This is a genomic window from Nocardia jinanensis, assembly GCF_014645735.1.
GTDB lineage: Bacteria > Actinomycetota > Actinomycetes > Mycobacteriales > Mycobacteriaceae > Nocardia > Nocardia jinanensis.
The window spans coordinates 523610-545225 of the sequence record NZ_BMMH01000002.1 but is presented as its reverse complement, the minus strand read 5'-3'; the positions used below and the strand labels follow the sequence as shown (position 1 = coordinate 545225).

Annotated in this window: 17 protein-coding genes and 2 riboswitches; of the genes, 9 read left to right on the top strand and 8 right to left on the bottom strand. The window is 67.9% G+C overall.

Annotated elements, in window-relative coordinates:
* Positions 1-14: 14 nt before the first annotated feature.
* Complete coding sequence (locus IEY68_RS07015; RefSeq protein ID WP_058856290.1) at positions 15-836, top strand: IclR family transcriptional regulator; 822 nt, start codon at positions 15-17, stop codon at positions 834-836.
* Positions 837-876: 40 nt separating this feature from the next.
* On the opposite strand, the gene IEY68_RS07010 is transcribed toward IEY68_RS07015, so the two are convergent.
* The 3 genes from IEY68_RS07010 to IEY68_RS07000 form a co-directional block, all read right to left on the bottom strand.
* Entirely contained in the window at positions 877-2577 is a 1701-nt protein-coding gene (locus IEY68_RS07010) for an FAD-binding dehydrogenase (RefSeq protein WP_156426336.1), read from the bottom strand.
* Positions 2578-2645: 68 nt separating this feature from the next.
* Positions 2646-3332: a biliverdin-producing heme oxygenase gene (locus IEY68_RS07005; protein WP_058856337.1), complete on the bottom strand. Its 687-nt coding sequence runs from the start codon at positions 3330-3332 to the stop codon at positions 2646-2648.
* 141 nt (positions 3333-3473) lie between these two features.
* The gene (locus tag IEY68_RS07000) at positions 3474-5525 is read right to left on the bottom strand and encodes a threonine/serine exporter family protein (protein WP_189094095.1); all 2052 of its coding nucleotides are present in this window, start codon (positions 5523-5525) and stop codon (positions 3474-3476) included.
* A gap of 282 nt (positions 5526-5807) precedes the next feature.
* Here IEY68_RS07000 and IEY68_RS06995 point away from each other — a divergent pair, with 282 nt between their 5' ends.
* Positions 5808-7739, top strand: a complete 1932-nt coding sequence (locus IEY68_RS06995) for an acyl-CoA dehydrogenase family protein (protein WP_058856289.1) — start codon at positions 5808-5810, stop codon at positions 7737-7739.
* Between the two features lie 23 nt (positions 7740-7762).
* On the opposite strand, the gene IEY68_RS06990 is transcribed toward IEY68_RS06995, so the two are convergent.
* The 4 genes from IEY68_RS06990 to IEY68_RS06975 form a co-directional block, all read right to left on the bottom strand.
* Entirely contained in the window at positions 7763-8431 is a 669-nt protein-coding gene (locus IEY68_RS06990; protein ID WP_058856288.1) for a phosphatase PAP2 family protein, read from the bottom strand.
* Positions 8428-9318, bottom strand: coding sequence for a hypothetical protein (locus tag IEY68_RS06985; RefSeq protein WP_058856287.1), 891 nt, complete (start codon positions 9316-9318; stop codon positions 8428-8430). Before IEY68_RS06985 ends, IEY68_RS06990 begins: the two co-directional genes overlap by 4 nt.
* A 67-nt stretch (positions 9319-9385) precedes the next feature.
* Positions 9386-10789 (bottom strand): DUF2252 domain-containing protein, encoded by a 1404-nt coding sequence (locus IEY68_RS06980; protein ID WP_058856286.1) that lies wholly within the window; start codon positions 10787-10789, stop codon positions 9386-9388.
* Between the two features lie 68 nt (positions 10790-10857).
* Positions 10858-12540, bottom strand: coding sequence for a GMC oxidoreductase (locus tag IEY68_RS06975; RefSeq protein ID WP_058856285.1), 1683 nt, complete (start codon positions 12538-12540; stop codon positions 10858-10860).
* Positions 12541-12727: 187 nt separating this feature from the next.
* Here IEY68_RS06975 and IEY68_RS06970 point away from each other — a divergent pair, with 187 nt between their 5' ends.
* From IEY68_RS06970 to gcvP, 7 genes are all read left to right on the top strand, one after another.
* Positions 12728-13360 carry a CDP-alcohol phosphatidyltransferase family protein gene (locus IEY68_RS06970; protein ID WP_058856336.1) on the top strand — a complete coding sequence of 211 codons (633 nt, stop codon included), beginning with the start codon at positions 12728-12730 and terminating at the stop codon, positions 13358-13360.
* 43 nt (positions 13361-13403) lie between these two features.
* Positions 13404-13802, top strand: coding sequence for a glycine cleavage system protein GcvH (gcvH, locus tag IEY68_RS06965; protein WP_058856284.1), 399 nt, complete (start codon positions 13404-13406; stop codon positions 13800-13802).
* Positions 13803-13952: 150 nt separating this feature from the next.
* A complete protein-coding gene (gene odhI, locus IEY68_RS06960; RefSeq protein ID WP_030520553.1) occupies positions 13953-14438 on the top strand; it encodes an oxoglutarate dehydrogenase inhibitor Odhl in 486 nt (161 codons plus the stop codon).
* Positions 14439-14500: 62 nt separating this feature from the next.
* Complete coding sequence (ftsR, locus tag IEY68_RS06955) at positions 14501-15307, top strand: transcriptional regulator FtsR (protein ID WP_058856283.1); 807 nt, start codon at positions 14501-14503, stop codon at positions 15305-15307.
* A gap of 200 nt (positions 15308-15507) precedes the next feature.
* Positions 15508-15981 carry a bifunctional nuclease family protein gene (locus IEY68_RS06950; RefSeq protein WP_030520551.1) on the top strand — a complete coding sequence of 158 codons (474 nt, stop codon included), beginning with the start codon at positions 15508-15510 and terminating at the stop codon, positions 15979-15981.
* A gap of 174 nt (positions 15982-16155) precedes the next feature.
* Entirely contained in the window at positions 16156-16734 is a 579-nt protein-coding gene (locus tag IEY68_RS06945) for a MerR family transcriptional regulator (RefSeq protein WP_058856282.1), read from the top strand.
* A 105-nt stretch (positions 16735-16839) separates the two neighbouring features.
* A riboswitch (glycine riboswitch) is annotated at positions 16840-16935 on the top strand.
* A 1-nt stretch (position 16936) separates the two neighbouring features.
* A riboswitch (glycine riboswitch) is annotated at positions 16937-17042 on the top strand.
* A gap of 46 nt (positions 17043-17088) precedes the next feature.
* Positions 17089-19884: an aminomethyl-transferring glycine dehydrogenase gene (gene gcvP / locus IEY68_RS06940; RefSeq protein WP_058856335.1), complete on the top strand. Its 2796-nt coding sequence runs from the start codon at positions 17089-17091 to the stop codon at positions 19882-19884.
* Between the two features lie 272 nt (positions 19885-20156).
* On the opposite strand, the gene IEY68_RS06935 is transcribed toward gcvP, so the two are convergent.
* On the bottom strand, positions 20157-21509 hold the full coding sequence (locus IEY68_RS06935) for a cation:dicarboxylate symporter family transporter (RefSeq protein WP_058856334.1): 1353 nt from the start codon (positions 21507-21509) through the stop codon (positions 20157-20159).
* Positions 21510-21616: the final 107 nt, after the last annotated feature.

The window sequence follows — 21616 nt, the reverse complement described above, 5'->3', positions numbered from 1 at the left end:
GATGGAGGTAAGTCTTGACGGTCGAGGTGCTGGCCGACCCGGAGCCGGGCGGGTCGTGGCGGGGAACGCAATCCCCGGCCCGTCCTGCGCCGCCGGTGTCGATGATCGAGCGGATGACATTGATCCTGGACGCGTTCGAGCCGGGGACACCGGTGCTCACGCTGCAGGATCTGGTGGAACGCACCGGATTGCCGCGTTCCACGGTTCACCGCATCCTGGACCAGATGATCAGATTGCGCTGGCTGGCCCATTATCCGGGCGGCTATCGACTGGGCCTGCGCACTCTGGAGCTGGGCGGGCTGGCCGCGGGCCACAACGAACTGCGCACCGTGATCGGTCCACTACTGCACGAACTGTGCCAGCGCACCCTGTCGGTCGGGCATCTGGGGGTGCTGGACGGCCGCGATGTCGTCTATCTGGACAAGACCGGCGGCCGGCAGAGCGCCGCGGTTCCGACCCGGATCGGTGGGCGGCTCCCGGCGCACAGCACCGCGCTGGGCAAGGCGTTGCTCGCGAGCCTGGACCCCGGTGTGGTGGAAACCTCCTTGCGTGAACAACTTCCCCGGCTGACCTCACGCACCATCGGCGATCGGCTGGAGCTGCACCGGGAGTTGGCGCGTATCCGCAGCAGGCAGGGTATCGCCGTCGACAACGAGGAAGCGGTCGCCGGTATCGGCTGCGTGGCGGTCCCGGTGCGCCGCCGGGGTGTGACGGTGGCGGCGTTGTCGCTGTCCACCCGGATCGGTTCCGGGCGTCCGGCGATCGACACCGGACGCCAGGCTCGGCAGCTGGCGGCGCTGGCCGCCGAGGCCGGTCGCCTGCTCTCCCAGGAGTGAGCGAGCCGGGCACCCGATCGCGGGCGCCCGGCTCCGCGGATCATGCGCGGTCGAGCGATGTGGCCAGCGCGCGGCCGGCGGTCCGGCCGGAGAAGATGCAACCGCCCAGGAACGTGCCCTCCAGGGCGTTGTATCCGTGTACACCGCCGCCGCCGAATCCGGCGACCTCACCGGCGGCGTAGAGCCCGGGCAGCGGGGTGCCGTCGGGCCGCATCACTCGCGAATCGAGATCGGTCTGCAACCCGCCCAGGGTTTTGCGGGTCAGGATATTGAGCCGCACAGCGATGAGTGGCCCGGCGGCCGGATCCAGGATCCGATGCGGTTTCGCGACCCGGGCGGTCCGATCCCCGAAGAAGGTGCGCGCGTTGTGGATCGCCGACACCTGCGCGTCCTTGGTGAACTTGTTGGTGATCTCGCGATCGCGGGCCACGATCTGCTTCTCCATCGCGGCGTAGTCCAGCTGCGGGCCGCGGGCCAGCGCGTTCATCCCGTCGACGAGTTCGCGCAGCGTATCGGCCACCACGAAATCGACGCCGTGTTCCTTGAACGCCTCGACCGGTTGCGGCGCGCCCTTGGTGAACCGGCTGCGCACCGTGGTGAGTCGGTCCTTGCTGGTGATATCGGGGTTCTGCTCGGACCCGGAGAGCGCGAACTCCTTCTCGATGATCGACTGGGTCAGCACGAACCACGAATAGTCGTGGCCGGTCGCCAGGATCGCCTTCATAGTCGTATTGGTGTCGAAGCCGGGGAAACACGGTGCGGGGAGCCGCTTGCCGTTCGCGTCGAACCACAGCGACGAGGGACCGGGAATGATCCGGATGGCGTGATCGGGCCAGATCGGGTCCCAGTTGTTGATGCCCTCGGTGTAGTGCCACATGCGGTCTCGGTTCACCAGGGCGGCGCCGGCCGATTCGGAGATACCGAGCATCCGCCCGTCCACATGGGCGGGCACCCCCGAGATCATGGTGCGCGGCGCGGGACCGAGCCGATCCACCGGCCAGTTCTGCCGGATGAGGTCGTGGTTGTGCCCGATCCCGCCGGAGGTGACCAGTACGGCGCGGGCGTGGAAGTCGAAATCGCCCACCACTGTGCGCGAGGACGCGACACCGCGAGCGAGTTCGGTCGGTTCGAGCACACTGCCGCGCACGCCGGTGACCGCGCCGTCGTGGACGCGCAGTTCGTCCACCCGGTGACGGAACGCGAAGCGCACCAGGCCCTCGCGTTCGGCTTCGAGAACAGGATTCAGGAACACCTCGAGTATCCCCGGACCCGTGCCCCAGGAGATATGGAACCGCGGCACCGAGTTCCCGTGGCCGTCGGCGAGGGCGCCGCCGCGTTCGGCCCAGCCGACCAGCGGGGTCACTCGCAGACCGAGGTTGTACAGATAGCCGCGCTTCTCGGTGGCGGCGAACCGGACGTAGGCCTCGGCCCACTGCCGGGCCCAGTGGTCCTCGTCGTCGCGGTCGAACCCGGCCGAACCCAGCCAATCCTGCAGCGCCAGTTCGTAGGAGTCCTTGATACCGAGGCGCCGCTGCTCGGGGCTGTCCACGAAGAAGAGCCCGCCCAGTGACCAGAACGCCTGACCGCCCAGATTGTTGCGATTCTCCTGATCGAGGACGAGGACCCGGTGTCCGGCCTTGGTCAGTTCATAGGTGGCGACGAGACCGGCCAGCCCGGCCCCGACCACGATCACCGGGTTCTCGTCGGCCGATACCGGGCCGGCGGCAGAGGTTTCGGACACGGTTCACCCTTCGCTCACGGTCGCTACGGGCCGGAATGTATCAGATGACCAGGTCGGTCGGTCGCCGATCAGGAAGGGCGCCGAGCCGGAAACTCGGCAGCCAGTTCGGTGAACACCGCGCGGTTGAGCACGAAGGCGCGTTTGCCCTCGTCGAGGATGCGGCGCTGCTCCAGTTCGTCCACGCCGATCCGGTCGAGCAGGGCCCGGTACTCGCGTTTGAACGCCGCGGGATTACCGATGTCTTCGAATACGTAGAACCGCACACCGTCGCCGCGATGGGGTAGATCCCAGAGTTTCTCGGCATTGCCGCGGATCACCTGCCCGCCGGAGAGGTCGCCGAGGTAGCGGGTGTAGTGGTGGGCGATATAGCCGCCCGGCCAGGCCCGGGCGCATTCCTCGATCCGCGCGGCGTAGGCGGCCGTCGCGGGCAGCGGGGCCAGTTCGTCGCGCCAGCCGGGTCCGGCCAGATGCGCGAGGTCCCGTTCCAGTTCCGCGGTGCGCGCCAGTTCCGGTTTGATGAACGGGCCGGCCACCGGGTCGGCGGCGAGCGCTTCGGCATTCGCCTCCAGCGCCCGGTAGATGAACCAGAGTTGCCCGGTGTAGCGGCGGTAGGAGTCGATACCGAGCGATCCGTCCAGCATCTCGGTGATGAAGGTCGAGTTCTCCGCTTCCTCGTGCTCGCGGGCGGTGGCCTCCCGGATGCGAGTGGAGAACGAGGACACGGCCGGCTCGGTGGTGTCGAAAGTGTCCGGCATCGAGTGCACCTTCCTGCGGATGCGGCCCGGGCACCTCACCCGGGCCGATTGCGCCGGTCGCGCGGTGCGAGTGCACACCACGCGACCGGGCGGTAGACAACCCGACGATACCGGGTCCGGAGCCCGGTCAGGGTTTCTCCGTCAGCGGCCGTCCGGGTGCAACGCGGCCGGTAGCGGTTCGGTCGGCGCGAGCCGTGCATCCGCTGCGCCGACTCCCACCGGATCGCCCGTGCCGGGTCCTACCGGAGCCCCCGGAACGAGGATCGGCATCGCCAGGGTCGGCGAGGTGTCCTCGGTGACACCCAGGGGTTCGGCCGGCAGGCCCAGCGGATCGGCCGACAGTACCGGCATTTCCAGCATGTCGGCGGTCAGTGCCGCGGGCGTCGCGTCGGGGAGTGCGACGGGGGGAACCAGTGGCGCCGGTTCCAGATCGTGGCTCCAGATCCCGCGATCGAACTCGGGGACCGGGGACGTGCCACGTTCGGCGAGCTTGGGCACCTGGGGCAACTGCCCGGCCGCCGGCAGGCTGAGGGACAAGTCCCGTGATGCTTCCGTGGTGGGAGTGGAATGTTGCACGGGAACCCGCACCGGATGCCGTCCCGGTACCGTGCCGATCCGCTTGCCTAGGTTCACGGTGGGACGCCGCTTGCCGAGGTTCACCGTCGGCCGGATCTTGCCCAGGTTCACCGTCGGCCGCCGCCTGCGCTTGACCACCGGACGACGCAGCGTGCCGAACTTGCGCAGGATCGGTGGGCGGCGCACCGTCCGGTCGAACCATTCGCCGAGCGTGACACCCCCGGCCAGTGCGCAACCGATACCGAAGGCCGCCAGCAACTGGTTCGCGCCGCGCGCCAATTCATCGTTGAGTAGGCCGTACAGACCCCGGTAGATGCTCAGACCGGGCAGCAGCGGGGTGATACCGGCGAGTGCGACGACCAGCGGTGGGGTCAGTGCACGGCGGGCGAACAGACCACCGACGAGACCGACCGCGATAGCGGCCGCACCGGCGGCGACGACCGGCCCGAAGCCGGCCGTGATCACCATCAGGTAGCAGATGGTGCCCATCGCGCCGCTGGCCGCCGCGGCGGCCAGCGCACGCCGCTCCGCGTAGCAGGCCAGGGCGAACGTCGTCGCCGCAGCGGCACCGGCCACCACCTGCACCGGCAGATTCGTGAGTCCGTGCCCGGGGTCGAGATCCAAAGGCACGGTGGCGTCGAACATTTCGCCGATACGCAGGGTGAGGGCGATCCCGGCGATGATCCCACCGGTCATCATCAGCAGTTCGAGCATGCGCGCGGCCGCCGTGATCGGTGCCCCGGTGATCGCGTCCTGGACCGAGCCCACCAGGCTCAGCCCACTGAGCAGCACGGTGATCCCGGCCGCGATGATCAGCGTCGGACTGACCGAGATCCCCAGCGGTCCGGCGAAGGCGGCCAGGACCACTGCCGGGACAGCGGCGATCGCCCCGCCCACCAGATGCTGGAAGAAGAACGGCAGCCCGTGCCGGTTGAGCATCCGGTTGGTCCGGTCGATCACTGCCGTGGTGACGAAGCTGAGCGCCGCGACCAGGAATCCGCCGCCGAGCAGCAGCGAGATCGCGGCCGCCATCAGCGACCAGCCGAGGGTTGCCGTCCGCCGCTTGTACGGGTGGGGCGCCGAGGTGATGGCGTCCAGGGCCCGGCGCGCCTCGTCGGGCGGTATGACGTCGCGGCGGATACGGCGGGTGAGCCGGTCCACCGCGGCGAGCCGGGTGAAGTCGAGCGAGCGGTACTGCACGACCCGCATCGAGCTCGCCGACGGCAGCCGCGTGCCGCGGTGCACATAAATGCGGATGGAGTTGTAGGTGACCTCGACATCACAGGCCGACAGACCGTAGGTGGCGGCGATGAACCGCATGGTGGTCTCGGTATCGGTGACCGCCGAACCCGATGCCAGCACAACCTCACCCATCCGCACCGCCAGGTCCAGCACCTCGGCGACCGCGGCGTCATCGGAGAGATCGATGGGCTGCAGCGGTGCCGGCGCGGACACGATCGTATCGGCGGTGGCGGGACGGTCGGCGACCAATTTGCTGATGGCGCCGGTGAGGACGGGCAGGCGCAGGGGGTTACGCCGAGAGTCGGCGTAGCCGGACGGGTCCGGGGTGATCGGTGGTTCGGAGGTCGCTCCTTCCAGGGTTCCTTGCGCAGCCATAGCCGCGAAGGTAGTGGCCGGAGGGGCCTCTTGCCCACCGCAAAAGGCACTTCGAAATTGTGACGTTTGTTACGTACCGGTTTATTTGACATGCCAATTGGAGAAAACTTCCCGATCGCACTGCTGACCTGGGCCGTCTCCACAGGCGCCATACCCGGTTCCGGGGGCGTTACACACCACGTGTTCTGCGTTACACCGGCGCCTCGGCGTACCTCCACCTTCGCTCCGGCGGTGCGCGGTTTGTGATGGGTTCGCCCAGCTGCGCCCATTAGGGTCGGAAGTATGAGCACCGGCAGCACTTCGACAGCGCAGCGTTTACGTCAGGCACTGGACGGGCCGTGGGGCGAGGTCCGGGAACAGGCCCGCACCCAGCTCGCGGGGCAGGAATACACCGGCGACCCCGATCTCGATCTACCCGAGGCGCGGGCCCGGGTGCTGGAGCAGATGCGTTCGCTGGCCAAACTGGGTTACGCCGAACGCGGGTTCCGGCGGGAGCACGGCGGTACCGGTGAGCCCGGCGCGGCCGTCGTGGGACTCGAGATGCTCGCCTATGCCGACCTGTCGCTCTGGGTGAAATCCGGGGTGCAGTGGGGCTTGTTCGGTGGTGCGGTGGAGAACCTGGGCAGCGAGCGGCACCGCGAGCACATCCAGCGGCTGATCTCACTCGATCTGCTGGGCTGTTTCGCGATGACCGAATCCGGGCACGGCAGCGATGTCGCGAATCTGGAGACCACCGCGACCTACGATCCGGCCACCGAGGAATTCGTGATCCATACGCCGACACCCTCGGCGCGTAAGGACTATATCGGCGGTGCCGCCGAACACGCGCGGATGGCCGCTGTCTTCGCACAGCTGCGGACCCCGTCGGGTGCGCACGGGGTGCACTGCGTGCTGGTCCCGATCCGCGACGACCAGGGCAACGATCTCCCGGGCGTCACCACCTCCGATTGCGGCCGCAAGGGGGGACTGCCCGGTGTGGACAACGGCCGGATCGTCTTCGACCAGGTGCGGATACCGCGCGAGAACCTGCTCAATCGCTACGCCGATGTCGCGCCGGACGGCACCTACAGCTCCGAGATCGAAAACCCCAGCCGCCGTTTCTTCACCACCCTCGGCACTCTCGTGCGCGGCCGGGTCAGTGTCGGCGGCGCGGCGGCGGCCGGCGCCCGGGTCGGTCTGAGTATCGCGCTGCGGTACTCGCTGAAGCGCCGTCAGTTCGGCGATCCCGACAACGGCGCCGAAACTCTGCTGCTGGATTACCGGATGCATCAGCGTCGGCTGCTGCCGCTGCTCGCGCACTCCTATGCGCTGTCGTTCGCGCAGAACGATCTGGTCCGCCGTATGCATCTGGTGCAGACCGGCCAGGATCTGTCCGCCGGGGGCCAGCGGGCGCTGGAGAAGCGGGCCGCCGGCCTGAAAGTGGCGCAGACCCGGCACGCCACCCGCGCGATCCAGGAATGCCGCGAGGCCTGTGGTGGTGCCGGGTACCTGACGGAAAACCGGCTGGTCACCCTGAAGGCCGATACCGATGTGTTCACCACCTTCGAAGGTGACAATGTGGTGCTCACCCAGCTGGTCGCCAAGGAGATCCTGACGTCCTACGCCGACGAGGTCCGAGACCTGGACGCGCTGGGCTGGGTCCGCTTCGCCGCGACCATGGCGGGCGATGTGGTGCGCAAACGCTCCGGGGTGCGTCAGCTCATCCAGACCCTGCGTGACCGCGGCGGCGAGACGGTCGACGAAGGCGATCTCGGTCGCCGCGATACGCAGCTCGCGCTCTTCGCCGACCGCGAGGACTACCTGACCCGGACGGCCGCGCACCGGTTGCGCGCGCGTGCCGAGGAGACCGAGCCGTTCGAGGCGTTCAACAACGCTCAGGACCATATCCTCGCCGCCGGTGCCGCTCATATCGACCGGCTGATCCTCGAGGCCTTCATCGAGGGCATCTCCGATATCGAGGACGAGGAGGCCCGCCGGCTCGCCGAGACCGTCTGCGATCTGTACGTGTACTCGATCCTGGAAGAGAACTCGGCCTGGTACATCATGCACCGGTTCATCTCGGTGGAACGGGCCAAGGCGATCCGTCGCGGAGTGAACGAACTCGTCGACCGGCTCCGCCCGGATGCGCTCACGCTGGTCGAAGGGCTGGGAGTTCCGGAGTCCATGCTCGGTGCCGCGATGCTGGACGACGCGAGCGTGTACGAGCGCCGGTAGCCCCGGTAGCGGGCCCGGGCCGGTCAGCCGGAACGGGCCCCGAGCGCGCGCCCGATGTACACGGCCACCCAGTACAGGGCGATCGCCAGCGCGATGGCGGCCGCGGCGCCGCCGACGATATCGGTGGTCAGGTGGTAATCGAGCGCGATCATCCCGATACCGGCCCCGCACCAGGCGGCGACCGTGAGCGCGACGATCACCGTGCGGGCCCGGGCTGAACGCAAGAGCAGCACCAGCGTGGTCACTACGGCCACCAGGTGCACTGTATGGCCGCTCGGATACGCGAAATAGTCGTACAGAGGCCGGGACCAGAACGGTTTCAGCGCCCAGGCATTGATCGCGACCGCCGCCTCGGGCACCAGCACCATGGTCGCGGTCTCCCACCATCTGCGCTGCCAGGCGAACCACGCGACGCCACCGCACAGGATCGCCAGCACCACCCCGGTATCGGTCGCCAGCGACAGCACCTCGGCGATCCAGGGCCGGGCATCCAGCCGCGGATCCACCCGTTGGTCGACAGCGAGATCGAATGCCGTCGGCCCGCCGCCCGGCGGGAAGGAAAGGGGGATCGTCGCGGCGACGGTGGCTCCGGTGGCGGCGGTGACCGCGCTGATGAGGGGATCCGCGGTGCGCTCGGGACCCCGGCCCCGTGCATCGGCTACGCCGGCGGTCGCTTCGGTGGGCCGGCTCACCCCGGGCCGTAGGTGAGGAAGGCGGTGATCACGAACCACAGCATCCAGGCGATCGCGACGAACATCCCGAGCGCGAACCCCGCGCGCATGACGGCGCGGCCGAAGTCGATATCGCCGACCTCGCGCGGATACAGCCGCCACGGGCTGTACCAGGGGGAGCGCAACCGCCGGGACCCCGCCGCGCGTTCGTACTCGGCGAGATCCTCCGCGTACTGTTCGGCCTCGGCCTGAGCCGGCCCGCCGTGCCACAGGGTGACATCGACGGGGCCGATGAAACCTTCGTCGAGCAGGCGCTGCGGCGCCGGGAGATACGGCAGCATCCCCATACCCCGGAACGACACCGCGACGTCGTTGACGGTCCAGCGGTGCGACTCCCGTTCGGCGAGGACACCGAAGTAGTTCCGCAGCCGGTTCCCGTCGTCGCCGAGGATCACATCGAAACTCGGGTCGTGCACTTTCTGCTCGATCTGCACCGGTGCGTTCTGCAGGGGCACGATCAATGCGACCCCGTGCACCGCGCGCTGCCCCAGCCCCCGCGCGGCGAGCCAGTTCTGCAGCGCGAAGGTGTGTTCGCGGGAACGTTCCAGTGGTGAACGGTTGTCGCTGGTCTCCAGTTCGGCGCGGACACCGTTGAGCGTCCAGTCGCCGGTCAGCGGGACCTGCAGGGTGCCGCCGTGGGTGGAACGCAGCCCCGCGACATCGATGACCACACAGCTGGTCGGCGTCCAGACGACGGCGTCGAAATGGTAGACGACGTCCTGATGGACCAGGCCGCAGTTCACCGTCGCGACCCCCTGCGGGCTGCCCGCGCCGTCCCAGCCGCTGAGCCAATCGATCAGGGCCCGTTCGGCAACGCTGTCGGTGCTGTCCTGAACCTGCACGAGCATGGTGACCACCCTTCGCGTCCGAGCCGAGGCTGTGGCGGCGCCGACCGCGCGGCGCACCCTGTCGAAACTACCGGTCCGGCTCCTGCGCCGGAAGTTTACCGGCGCGAACCGCCGCGAGCAGTTCCTCGTGATCGGCCTCGGTGCGGTCGGCGTAGCGCACCGCGAAAGCGGCGATGGCCTCGTCGAAATCCTCGTCCTCACCCAGATAACCGCTGATCAGCCGGGGGTCCAGGGAGCGGGCGTGTGCACGGGCGAGCAGCGCCCCGGCCAACCGGCCGTAGTCGTCGAGATCGTGCGGTTCGAGTTCTTCGGGGGCGATTCCGCCTTTGAGGTTGCGGAACTGGCGGACGATGAACGGCAGGTCCCGCGTACCGTTTCCGGCCGGAACGGACATGGTGGTCCAGCCGAGCAGGATATCGGTTTCGGTCTGAACCAGCCTGGCGCCCTGCACGATTCGCTTGCCCTCGTGTTTCGGCGCGGCAATGCCGAGGACGGGTGCCAGCGACGACGGCGCGGCCTGTTTGAGCTGCAATACCAGTACTTCGCCCGAATTGCCGTGCAGCAGTGCGACATAGCTGTGCAGGCCGACGCTGCCGGTACCGACGATCCGGAAGGCGATATCGGCCACCGCGAACCGGGCCAGCAGTCCCTGCCGTGATTCGCGCAGCGTCCTACCGTAGCGCTCCAGGGCGTCGATGGCGGCGTCCTCGACCTCTTGGGTCACGGTCGTGAGGATCGGTGGATCAGCGACGAACCGGTGACTCTCGATCCCGGTTTCGTGGTCGTCGATATGGGTCCACTTCTTCACGACCTTGTCGCTGTTGTTCTTACGGGCCTTCTTGGCGGCCTTCTTGAAGTTGTCCAGCAGGTCCTCGGCCTCGACATGGTCGAGGATCGATTCGTCGGCGAGAGCGGACCAGGTCGTGAGGAACGGTCGTTCGGCCAGGGCGGCGGCGACGCGGCGGTAGCTGCGGGCGGCGTCCGCGGCGGCGGTCCGGCATTCGTCCTCGTCGGCGCCGCCGACCCGGCCTGCCAGGACCAGGCTGGCCGCGAGCCGCTCCAGGTCCCATTCCCACGGTCCCGGCACCGTCTCGTCGAAATCGTTGATATCCATTACGATCTCGCCCCGCGAGGTGCCGTACAGGCCGAAGTTGCCCGCATGGGCGTCCCCGCAGAGCTGGGCGGTGAAACCGGTATCCGGGCCGTCCGCCAGATCGGTGGCCATCAGTCCGGCGGCGCCGCGGTAGAACGCGAACGGGGAGGCGATCATCCGCCCGATACGCAGCGGGATCAGCTCATCGATGCGGCCCTTGCCGGATGCCTCGACGAATTCCACCACCGACGGCCGCCCATCGGCGCGCACCGCCCGGTCGCGGGCGGTGCGCGGCACCCGGTCGCGGACGGCCCGACCGCGGGCGAGTACGTCTTCGGCGGGGGTGTGGGAGCGCAGCGGGATACGACTGTTGGACACCCGGTAACGGTACCGACCCGGGGGTTCACCCGGGTTCCGCGTGCTCACGGGGGACCCGGTGGCCCGGATCAGCCCGCACGCAGTGGAGTGATGGGCAGGCGCAGCGCCCCGGAAGCCGTCGCGGGGACCGCCGGACGCACCGGCGCCACCGGCGCGATCCGCTGATAGGGGGTGCCGAGCCCCGGCCGGGTGTCCTCCTGGTTCTTGTTCGGCCAGAACGCCATCGCGCGTTCGGCCTGTGCGGTGATGGTGAGCGACGGGTTCACGCCGAGATTCGCTGTGACCGCGGACCCGTCGGCGATATGCAGTCCGGGGTGTCCATAGATCCGTTGATAGGGATCCACCACGCCGGTCTGCGCCCGGTCGCCGATCACACAACCGCCGATGTAGTGCGCGGTGGCGGGGATATCGAGGACATCGGTATAGAGCCCGTGGGTGTCCCCGTCGATCTTCGCCGCGAACCGGCGGCCCACCTCGTGCGCCAACGGTATCCAGGTCGGGTTGGGCTCACCCGTACCTTGTTTCGTGGTCAGTTCGCCGCGACGCAGGAACGAGGTGAGCGAATTGTCCAGCGATTGCATGACCAGCAGGATCACCGATCGCTCCGAGGCGTGGCGGGCATTGAAACTGCGCAGGAACACCACCGGGTGCCGGACCGCGGCGAGCAGGAAGCGCAGGAATCGGAACGCGCCGCCGTCTATCACCGGTGCGGAGAGCGGGAAGAGCGCATTCTGCCCTTTGCCGTAGTGGCACACCTCGATATGGGTATTCGCCTCGGGATGTATCGATGAGGTGATGGCGACACCCGCCGCGAAATCCCGGCGTGACCGGCTCACCACCGCCAGGATCGCCTCTGAGTTGCTCCGGGTGAGTTCACCCAGTCGCGGAGAGATATGCGGCAGCAGGCCTTTGTCCCGCATCCGGTGCAGCAGCCGCTGGGTGCCCAGCGCCGCGCCCGCGAACACCACCTGTTCGGCGGTGAAGGTGCGCTTGCGTTTGCGGATCCACCGATCGGGACGTTCGGTCTCGATGGCGTAGCCGCCGTCGGGCAGCGGCCGCACCGCGGTGGCGGCGGTGAGCGGGTGCACGGTCGCGCCCGCCTGCTCCGCCAGGAAGAGGTAGTTGGTGGTGGTCGTGTTCTTCGCATTGTGTGGACAGCCGGTCAGGCACCGGGCGCAGTGCACGCAACCGCTGCGGCGCGGGCCCGCGCCACCGAAGTAGGGATCCTCGACCTCGGTGCCGGGATCGTCCTCGTTGAAGAACACCCCCACGTCGGTCGGGTGGAAGGTCTCGCCCACACCCATATCGCCGGCGACCTCCCGGATCACCTCGTCGGCCGGGGTCGTGCGGGGGTTGGTCGCGACGCCGAGCATTCGTCGCGCCTGGTCGTAGTAGGGCGCGAGCTCGGCCTGCCAATCGGTGATGTGCGCCCACTGCCGGTCGGTGAAGAAATCGGTGAGCGGTTCGTAGAGGGTGTTGCCGTAGATGAGGGAGCCGCCGCCGACTCCGGTACCGGAGAAGACCGCGCATTTGCCGAGCAGGCTGATCCGCTGCGGCCCGGTGAACCCGAGTTTCGGTGCCCAGATGGATGTGCGCAGGTTCCAGTTGCTGCGCGGCAGTGTGTCGGCATCCCAGCGCCGGCCGGCCTCGAGCACACCGACTCGATAGCCCTTCTCGGTGAGTCGCAGGGCGCTCACGCTCCCGCCGAATCCCGATCCGACGACCACGACGTCGTAGTCGAACTCTGACATGATCTTCCTCTCACCCGACTCGATGGTGAGATGGTTTCATACTCATTCTTTCATCGAATGACGCGGCGGGGCGTGCTGGCGTCGTCGCACGCCATGCGGTAAGCACTGGCATGTGAAGAGCGATTCGGGAACCGGCGGATCCGAGACCTCGGCCACGGACCGCGATCCCGGCGGTGCGCTCGGTGCGGTGCTGTCGGACCGCCTGCTCACCGTCCCCAACGTCCTGAGCGTGCTGCGGCTGATCGGTGTGCCGCTGTTTCTGTGGCTGTTGCTGGTGGAGCGTGCCGACGGCTGGGCGTTCACGCTGCTGCTCCTGAGCGGGTTCACCGACTTCCTCGACGGCAAACTCGCCAGGTTGCTGGACCAGTCGTCCCGGTTGGGTGCCCTACTGGACCCCTTGGTCGACCGCCTCTACCTGGTCACCACCTTGATCGCCTTCGTCGTGCGCGGGCTCATCCCCTGGTGGGTGGCCGCTCTGCTGATCGGGCGCGATCTGGTGCTGACCCTCACGTTGACGGTCTACCGCCGGCGCGACCTGGATCCACCCGAGGTCATCTACCTGGGCAAGGCGGCCACCTTCGCGCTCATGTCCGCGCTGCCCTGGCTGCTGGCCGGGGAGATGGACTGGGCCGGAGATGGTTTCAGTGCGGCGTTCGGCGGGGCACTACTGATCTGGGGTACGGCCGTCTACGTGTGGACCGGTCTGCTCTACCTGGGCCGGGCCGTCGCCGTGGCCCGCCGGATCCCTCCGGCCCCGGCCGGAGGCGGTGCCGCACACGGCGGGGATACCGGCGCGGCAGAGGACGGCGGGCTCGCATAGAGTTGCGGGCATCGTGCACGACGACACGAGGAAAGGACACCACGTGAACCGGGCTCCGGAGGATCTGCGCTACACCGCAGAACATGAATGGGTGCGTCGGATCGAGCCCACCCGGGTCCGGGTCGGGATCACCGATTATGCCCAGTCGCAACTCGGTGATGTCGTGTTCGTGCAGTTGCCGGAATCCGGTGCCGCTGTCGCCGCCGGAGACAGCATCGCCGAGGTCGAATCGACCAAGAGCGTTTCCGATATCTACGCTCCACTGAGCGCGAAAGTCGTTGCGGTGAACCAGGAATTGGAGGCGAAGCCGGAAACGCTGAATACCGATCCCTACGGTGACGGGTGGTTGTTCGAACTCGAGGTGGACGATGCGTCCGCGCTGGACTCGAGGGTTGCCGAACTGCTCGATGCCGCGGGTTATCAAGGAGTTATCGGGGGCTGATCCAGCCTTCCCGGTTCTACCTGCACGGGTGCGGCCCGGCAGGGTACGGTCAAAGCCAACGGATGTGCCGCCCGGAGTCGGGGCCGCCCAGCCACGTCTTATCGCGGCATCTGCCTGCATGGTTTATGAGGTTCGAGGAGGAGAGAAACGGTGAGCGAGAACAAAGACCCGGGTTACGGGGAGACCGCGGCCGAGACGACGTCGGTCTTCCGCGCGGATTTCCTGAACGAGGTCGACGCATCGCGCTCCGGCGAGCCGACCGGTGAACAGCCGGTGCAGGGTGTCGAAGGTCTTCCGGTCGGGGCGGCTCTGCTGGTCGTCAAACGCGGACCGAACGCGGGTTCGCGTTTTCTGCTGGACCAGCCCACCACTTCCGCCGGTCGTCATCCCGACAGCGATATTTTTCTCGACGATGTCACCGTCAGCCGTCGCCATGCCGAGTTCCGGCAGGACGAGGATTCGTTCCAGGTCGTCGATGTGGGCAGCCTGAACGGCACCTACGTCAATCGCGAGCCGGTGGATTCCTCGGAGTTGCAGAACGGTGACGAGGTACAGATCGGTAAATTCCGGCTGGTGTTCCTCACCGGCCCCCGGACCCAGGAAGCCGGCTCGGCCGCCGGTGCGGGAAGTCTGTGAACAGCTGACGATCGGTGCGCCGGTCCGGGTGATCGGCGCTTCGGCATGAAAGACTCGAGATCATGACAGGCGCGGCGCAGCAGTGGGCGCACGGAGGGATGTCGATCGGCTCCGTGCTCGATCTGCTGCGACCGGATTTTCCGGATATCACCATTTCCAAGATCCGCTTCCTGGAAGCGGAGGGCCTGATCCGGCCGGAGCGGACCCCGTCCGGCTACCGCCGGTTCTCGGTCGCGGACTGCGAACGGCTGCGTTTCGTGCTCACGGCGCAGCGCGACCAGTACCTGCCGTTGAAGGTGATCAAGGAACAGCTCGAGGCGATCGACAGCGGTGCCGCAACGCTCGGGGTGCGGGAAGCCCGCGCCCGGGCGCGGACCGCCCGTCCGGATGCGGGGCAGCCGGTGCCCGACGACAGTGCGGAGGTGCCGCCGCGCCCGCCGCGACGGCTCGGTGTGCCTCCGGGGCGCATCACCCCGGACGATTTCGAATTCGATCACGAGATCCGGGTGACCCGCGCCGACCTGCTGGACAGGGCGGGGATCGATGAGCAGTTCCTCAACGATCTGATCCGGGCGAATCTGATCACTCCGGGCCCGGCCGGGTTCTTCGACGCCGACGCGGTCACGCTGGCGGCGACGGCCAAGGCGATGGCCGAATTCGGTTTGGAGGCACGCCATCTGCGTGCGTTCAAACTCGCCGCGGACCGCGAGGCGGCGCTGGTGGCGCAGATCGTGGCGCCCATCGCCAAGAGCCGGGACGCGGGCGCTCGGGCGCGGGCCGAGGAGACGGTGCGCGAACTTGCCGCGCTGTCGCTGACGCTGCACGCCAGCCTGGTGAAGGCATCGGTGCGCCAGTCGCTGGGTGGATGATCCGGCCGCCCGATATCTGCCGGTATCGACCCGATCCGGTCTGACCTGCGGACGAGCCGCCGGCGGGTACGCCGGTGGCAACACACCGATTCCGGTGTTCGCCAGCGATCGCGGCGCCGCGCGAAATTCGCCTAGACTCGAAGGACGGCGAGCCCTGCATCGGCGAGGGCGGGCGGCCGGGGAGTATGGGAGGCAGTGCGATGAGCGAAATGCGCGTGATCGGCATCCGGGTCGAGCAGCCACAGAATCAGCCCGTCCTGCTGCTGCGGGAGGCGGAGGGCGAGCGGTATCTGCCCATCTGGATAGGGCAGGCGGAGGCTACGGCCATCGTGCTCGAACAGGAGGGTGTCACACCGATCCGGCCGCTCACCCACGATCTGATCAAGGTTTTGATCGCCGATCTCGGGCACACCCTCGAGGAGGTTCATATCGTGGACCTGAAGGAAGGCACGTTCTACGCCGATCTGGTCTTCGAGAACGAAGTACGGATCTCGGCACGGCCGTCGGATTCGGTGGCGATCGCCCTGCGCGTCGGCTGCCCGATCTACGCGGCGGAATCGGTCCTCGAGGAAGCCGGTCTGGTGATGCCCGACGAACGCGAGGACGAGGTCGAAAAGTTCAAGGAGTTCCTCGAGTCGGTATCGCCCGACGATTTCAAAGCGACCGATAGTTGAGCAACCGCATTATTTTCTAGACCTCAACTACAGGTCGAGACTGTTACCGCGCGTCGCGTTTGGTTCGGCACTGCGTCGGCCGAGAGAATGGGAAGAGTAGCCTTATGTCGACGCCGTGCCGTCGGCCATGGGCACTGATCGGCGGAGCAAGGGAGTAGTTCAGTGGCAGAGAATATGCGGGATATGCGATCGGAAGTGGGCCCGCCTCGGCGCTACGAAATACAACCCGGATTGTTCCCCGACGATTCGGTCCCCGACGACCTGGTCGGATACCGGGTGCCGACGGCGTGTCAGGTCGCGGGGATCAGCTATCGGCAGCTGGACTACTGGGCGCGCACCGCCCTCGTGGTGCCCTCCATTCGTGGAGCGGCGGGTTCGGGTAGCCAGCGGCTGTATTCCTTCAAGGACATCCTGGTCCTGAAAATCGTCAAACGGCTCCTCGACGCCGGTATTTCGTTGCAGAACATCCGTATCGCCGTCGATCATCTGCGTAGTCGCGGGGTACAGGATCTGGCGAATATCACCCTGTTCTCCGACGGAACATCGGTATACGAGTGCACGTCGCCGGAAGAAGTCGTCGATTTACTGCAGGGCGGCCAAGGTGTATTCGGGATCGCGGTGAACAGTGCCATGCGGGAGCTCACCGGCGCCATCGCCGCATTCCCCGCCGAACGCGCCTCGGAGACCAGTGAACGCCCCGAGGACGAATTGTCCTACCGGCGCAAGGCTCGGCTGACCCGCAAAACCGGCTGACACCATCCGCAGGTGATAACGGCCGTGACCGGGTGAGGGCAATGACACACACCGTCCGGGTAGCTGCCGTACGGCCCTGTTCGCCGGGCTAGGATGAGCAGGCGTCGTAGCCGTGCGGGAGAGTCCCGGATCCTGGATCCGGGCGCCGAAGGAGCAGCACCTCCCCGTCAATCTCTCAGGCCCCAGGACCGTACGGGAACCGGCGCCTCTGGAAAGTGGTGGCTGCGGGCCACCCGCCCAAGGTGAAAGGCGACCGGATCCTCGATCCGGACGCCGAAGCTCTCAGGCGCCGCGACAGAGGGGGAGGGCCGTCAGCCGACCGTGCCGGTCGGCCGCCCCACCCAGGGAGCCGTGGTGACCCAGACCTTCGCAGATCGTCATATCGGACCGGACGACCACGAATTCGCGCGGATCCTCGCCGCGATCGGTATCGGCTCGGCCGACGAGCTGGCGGCCGCCGCGCTGCCCGCCGGGATCCGCGATACCGACCCGGCGGCCGGGCTGCCCGCGCCGGGCACCGAACACGAGGTACTGGCCGAACTCGCCGCGCTCGCCGAATCGAACCATATCGCCACGTCGATGATCGGTCTCGGCTACTACGACACCCTGACCCCGCCGGTGCTCGTGCGTAATCTGCTGGAGAACCCGGCCTGGTACACGGCCTATACGCCCTATCAGCCGGAGATCAGCCAGGGCCGGCTCGAGGCGCTGCTCAATTTCCAGACCATGGTGACCGACCTGACCGGCACCGATGTAGCCAACGCGTCCATGCTCGACGAGGCCACCGCGGCCGCGGAGGCGATGACGCTGCTGCGCCGGGTCAATCGCCGGGCTCCCGCCCGGCTGGTGGTCGACCATGACCTGTTCCCGCAGACCCGGACCGTACTGGCCACCCGAGCCGAACCGCTCGGTATCGAGATCGTGGAGGCCGACCTGGCCGGGGACGGGCTGCCCGACGGTGAGTTCTTCGGCGTGATCGTCCAGGTTCCCGGTGCGTCCGGCCGGATCGTGGACTGGTCGGCGATGATCGCCGCCGCACACGAACGCGGTGCACTGGTGGCCGCTGGTGCGGATCTGCTCGCGCTCACGCTGATCACCCCGCCCGGGGAGCAGGGCGCGGACGCCTGTTTCGGGACGACCCAGCGTTTCGGGGTGCCGATGGGCTTCGGTGGGCCGCATGCCGGATACCTGGCGGTGCGCGCCGACTACGCGCGCCAGCTACCCGGCCGGCTGGTAGGGGTATCGAAGGATGCCGACGGTGCCCGTGCCTACCGTCTCGCGCTGCAAACGCGCGAACAACATATCCGCCGGGAGAAGGCCACCTCGAATATCTGTACGGCCCAGGTGCTGCTGGCCATCGTCGCCGGTATGTACGCCTGCTATCACGGTGCGAACGGGTTGCGGTCAATCGCCCGCCGGGTGCACGGGCATGCCACGGAGTTGGCGACGGCCCTCGGTGCGGCGCTGGTACACGACAGCTATTTCGACACCGTGCTGGCCCGGGTCCCGGGGCAGGCCGAAACGGTGGTCGCGAAGGCTGCCGCGCGCGGGGTGAATCTGTGGCGGGTGGACGACGACCACGTCGCGGTGGCCTGTGACGAGGCCACCACCGCCGACCACGTCGCACTCGTACTCGACGCGTTCGGGATCGCTCCCGCCGAACCCGCCGGGACCGCTGTCGAGAATCGCACCTCGGAGTTCCTGACTCATCCCGCGTTCACCCGTTACCACACCGAAACGGCGATGGTGCGGTATCTGCGTGCGCTGTCGGACAAGGACATCGCACTGGACCGCAGCATGATCCCGCTCGGCTCGTGCACCATGAAGCTCAATGCCACCGCGGAGATGGAGCCGATCACCTGGCCGGGGTTCGCGCGGCTGCATCCCTACGCTCCGGCCGCCGATACCCCCGGGTTGCGGCGGGTGATCCACGATCTGGAGCGCTGGCTGGCCGAGATTACCGGATACGACTCGGTGAGCCTGCAGCCGAACGCGGGCAGTCAGGGCGAGTACGCGGGCCTGCTGGCCATTCGCCGCTATCACCTGGACCGGGGTGACACCCGCCGCGACACCTGCCTCATCCCCTCCAGCGCGCACGGCACCAATGCCGCCTCCGCCGCGATGGCGGGCCTGCGGGTCGAGGTGGTGAAGTGCCGGGCCAACGGCGATGTGGACCTCGACGATCTGCGGGCCAAGATCGCCGACCACGCCGAGCGGCTGGCCTGCATCATGATCACCTATCCGTCCACACACGGCGTGTACGAGAAGGAGGTCGCCGAACTGTGCGCCCTGGTGCACGATGCCGGCGGCCAGGTCTATGTGGACGGTGCGAATCTGAACGCGCTGGTGGGGCTGGCCCGGCCGGGCCGGTTCGGCGGCGATGTGAGCCATCTGAACCTGCACAAGACCTTCTGCATCCCGCACGGCGGTGGTGGTCCCGGGGTCGGGCCGGTGGCCGTGCGTTCTCATCTCACGCCCTACCTGCCCGGTGACCCGCTGATCCCCGGGTCGCACGCGGTGTCGGCTGCCGAGTTCGGCTCGGCGTCGATTCTGCCGATCACCTGGGCCTATATCCGGATGATGGGTGCCGATGGACTGCGCCGGGCGACCCTCACCGCGATCGCGTCGGCCAACTATCTGGCGCGCCGCCTCGGCGAGTACTACCCCGTGCTCTACACCGGCGACAACGATATGGTCGCCCACGAATGCATCCTGGACCTGCGGGAGATCACCAAGCGCACCGGTGTCACCGTCGACGATGTGGCCAAACGGCTCGCCGACTACGGGTTCCACGCCCCGACCATGAGCTTCCCGGTGGCGGGCACGCTGATGGTGGAGCCGACCGAGAGCGAGAATCTGGAGGAGCTCGACGCTTTCACCGAGGCCATGATCGCGATCCGGCGCGAGATCGACCGGGTGGGCGCGGGGGACTGGCCGGCCGAGGACAACCCGCTGCGTAATGCCCCGCACACCGCGGCGAGCCTGGTCCGGGAATGGGATCACCCGTACAGCCGGGAGGTCGCGGTGTACCCGCTCGGCCTCGCCCATGACCGGCCCAAGGTCTGGCCGGCCGTCCGCCGGATCGATGGGGCCTTCGGTGATCGCAACCTGGTCTGCACCTGCCCGCCGCTCGAGGCCTACGCCGACTGACGCTCACCACCGGGGCGCCTCGCACCGGGAGGACCGGAAGGTAAGTGGATACGACCCCCGCCGCCGGTCATCACATACGCCGGGCGACCGGACCGGCTTCCTCACGAACCGAGCGGGATCGCTGCCCGGTACGGGCCGGTACACCGGTGAACAAGGCGCCGATCCGCCGCAGGCGCGTTCGACCCACCGGCACGGCGGTGCCCGGCCGGGTCCGTTATCCGCAACGGACCCGGCCGGGCGCTCGCACTGCTCCGGCGAATCGCCGGACGGCATCATGCCGGAACGAGGACCTTGGTGCCTTCCTCCTCGGCCGGGCGAGACGGGTGGTCGTCCACCATCGTCTCCTCGTCGAACGGCAGCTTCCGGTCCAGGACCTCCCGCACCTGCTCGGCATCGACCGTCTTGGTCCAGGTGCCGATGAGCAGAGTGGCGACCGCGTTACCGGAGAAGTTGGTGAGCGCCCGGGCCTCGGACATGAAGCGGTCGATTCCGACGATCAACCCGACACCGTCGAGCAGTTCGGGCCGGTGACTCTGCAACCCGCCCGCCAGCGTGGCCAATCCGGCTCCGGTGACACCGGCCGCGCCCTTGGAGGCCACGATCATGAAGACCAGCAGGCCGAACTGTTCGCCCAGGTTCAACGGCTGACCCATGGCGTCGGCGATGAAGATCGAGGCCATGGTCAGGTAGATGGCGGTGCCGTCGAGGTTGAACGAATAGCCGGTCGGCACCACGACGCCCACGGTGGTGCGCTCGACCCCCATATGTTCCATCTTGGCGATCAGCCGCGGTAGCGCCGATTCCGACGACGAGGTGGCGACGATGAGCAGGTATTCGCGCGCGAGGTAGCGGCACAGTTTGAAGATCGATACCCGGGCGACGAGCCGCACCAGCACGCCGAGGACCCCGAACACGAACAGCAGGCAGGTCAGGTAGAAAGCGATCATCAGGGTGGCCAGCTGGACCACGGCCTCGAGTCCGGTCCGGCCGACCACATTGGCGATCGCGCCGAAGGCGCCGATCGGGGCCAGCCAGAGGATCATCGCCAGAATCCGGAAGACCAGTTTCTGGATCAGCGCGACACCGCGCAGGATCGGCTCACCGGCCGAGCCCATGGCCTGCACCGCGAAACCCACCAGCAGGGCGACGAACAACGCCTGCAGGACACTGCCCGCGGTGAGCGAGGAGACCAATGTCGTGGGAACGATGCTGTGCAGGAATTCGACGGTGCCGCCGGCGCCGTGCGCGTCCTCGGCGTACTGCGCGCCCTGGCCCGCCGAGCCCGCGATGTTCAATCCGGTGCCCGGATCGAGCAGATTGCCGACCAGCAGGCCGATACCCAGGGCCACCGTAGACATGACCAGGAAGTATCCGATGGCCAGACCGCCGACCTTGCCCACCGTGGCGGCGGCGCGCACCGAACCGATGCCCAGGACGATGGTGCAGAAGATCACCGGGGCGATCATCATCTTGATCAGATCGACGAACATGGTGCCCAGTGGCGCCAGTGCCCGGCCGGTGTCCGGCGCGAGCCAGCCGACCAGTATTCCCGCCAGGACGGCGACGATAACCGCCAGATAGAGCCAGTGGGTGCGATCCCGCCGTGTTCGAGTCCGGTCTTCCATGACCTGGTCTCCTCCCGAGTCGTAGTGCGTGGGTGCGGTGAACCCGGCCACCACGCCCTGTGCAGAATGATGGACTGATACGTGACGTCGGTCACGCTTTTGTGCAT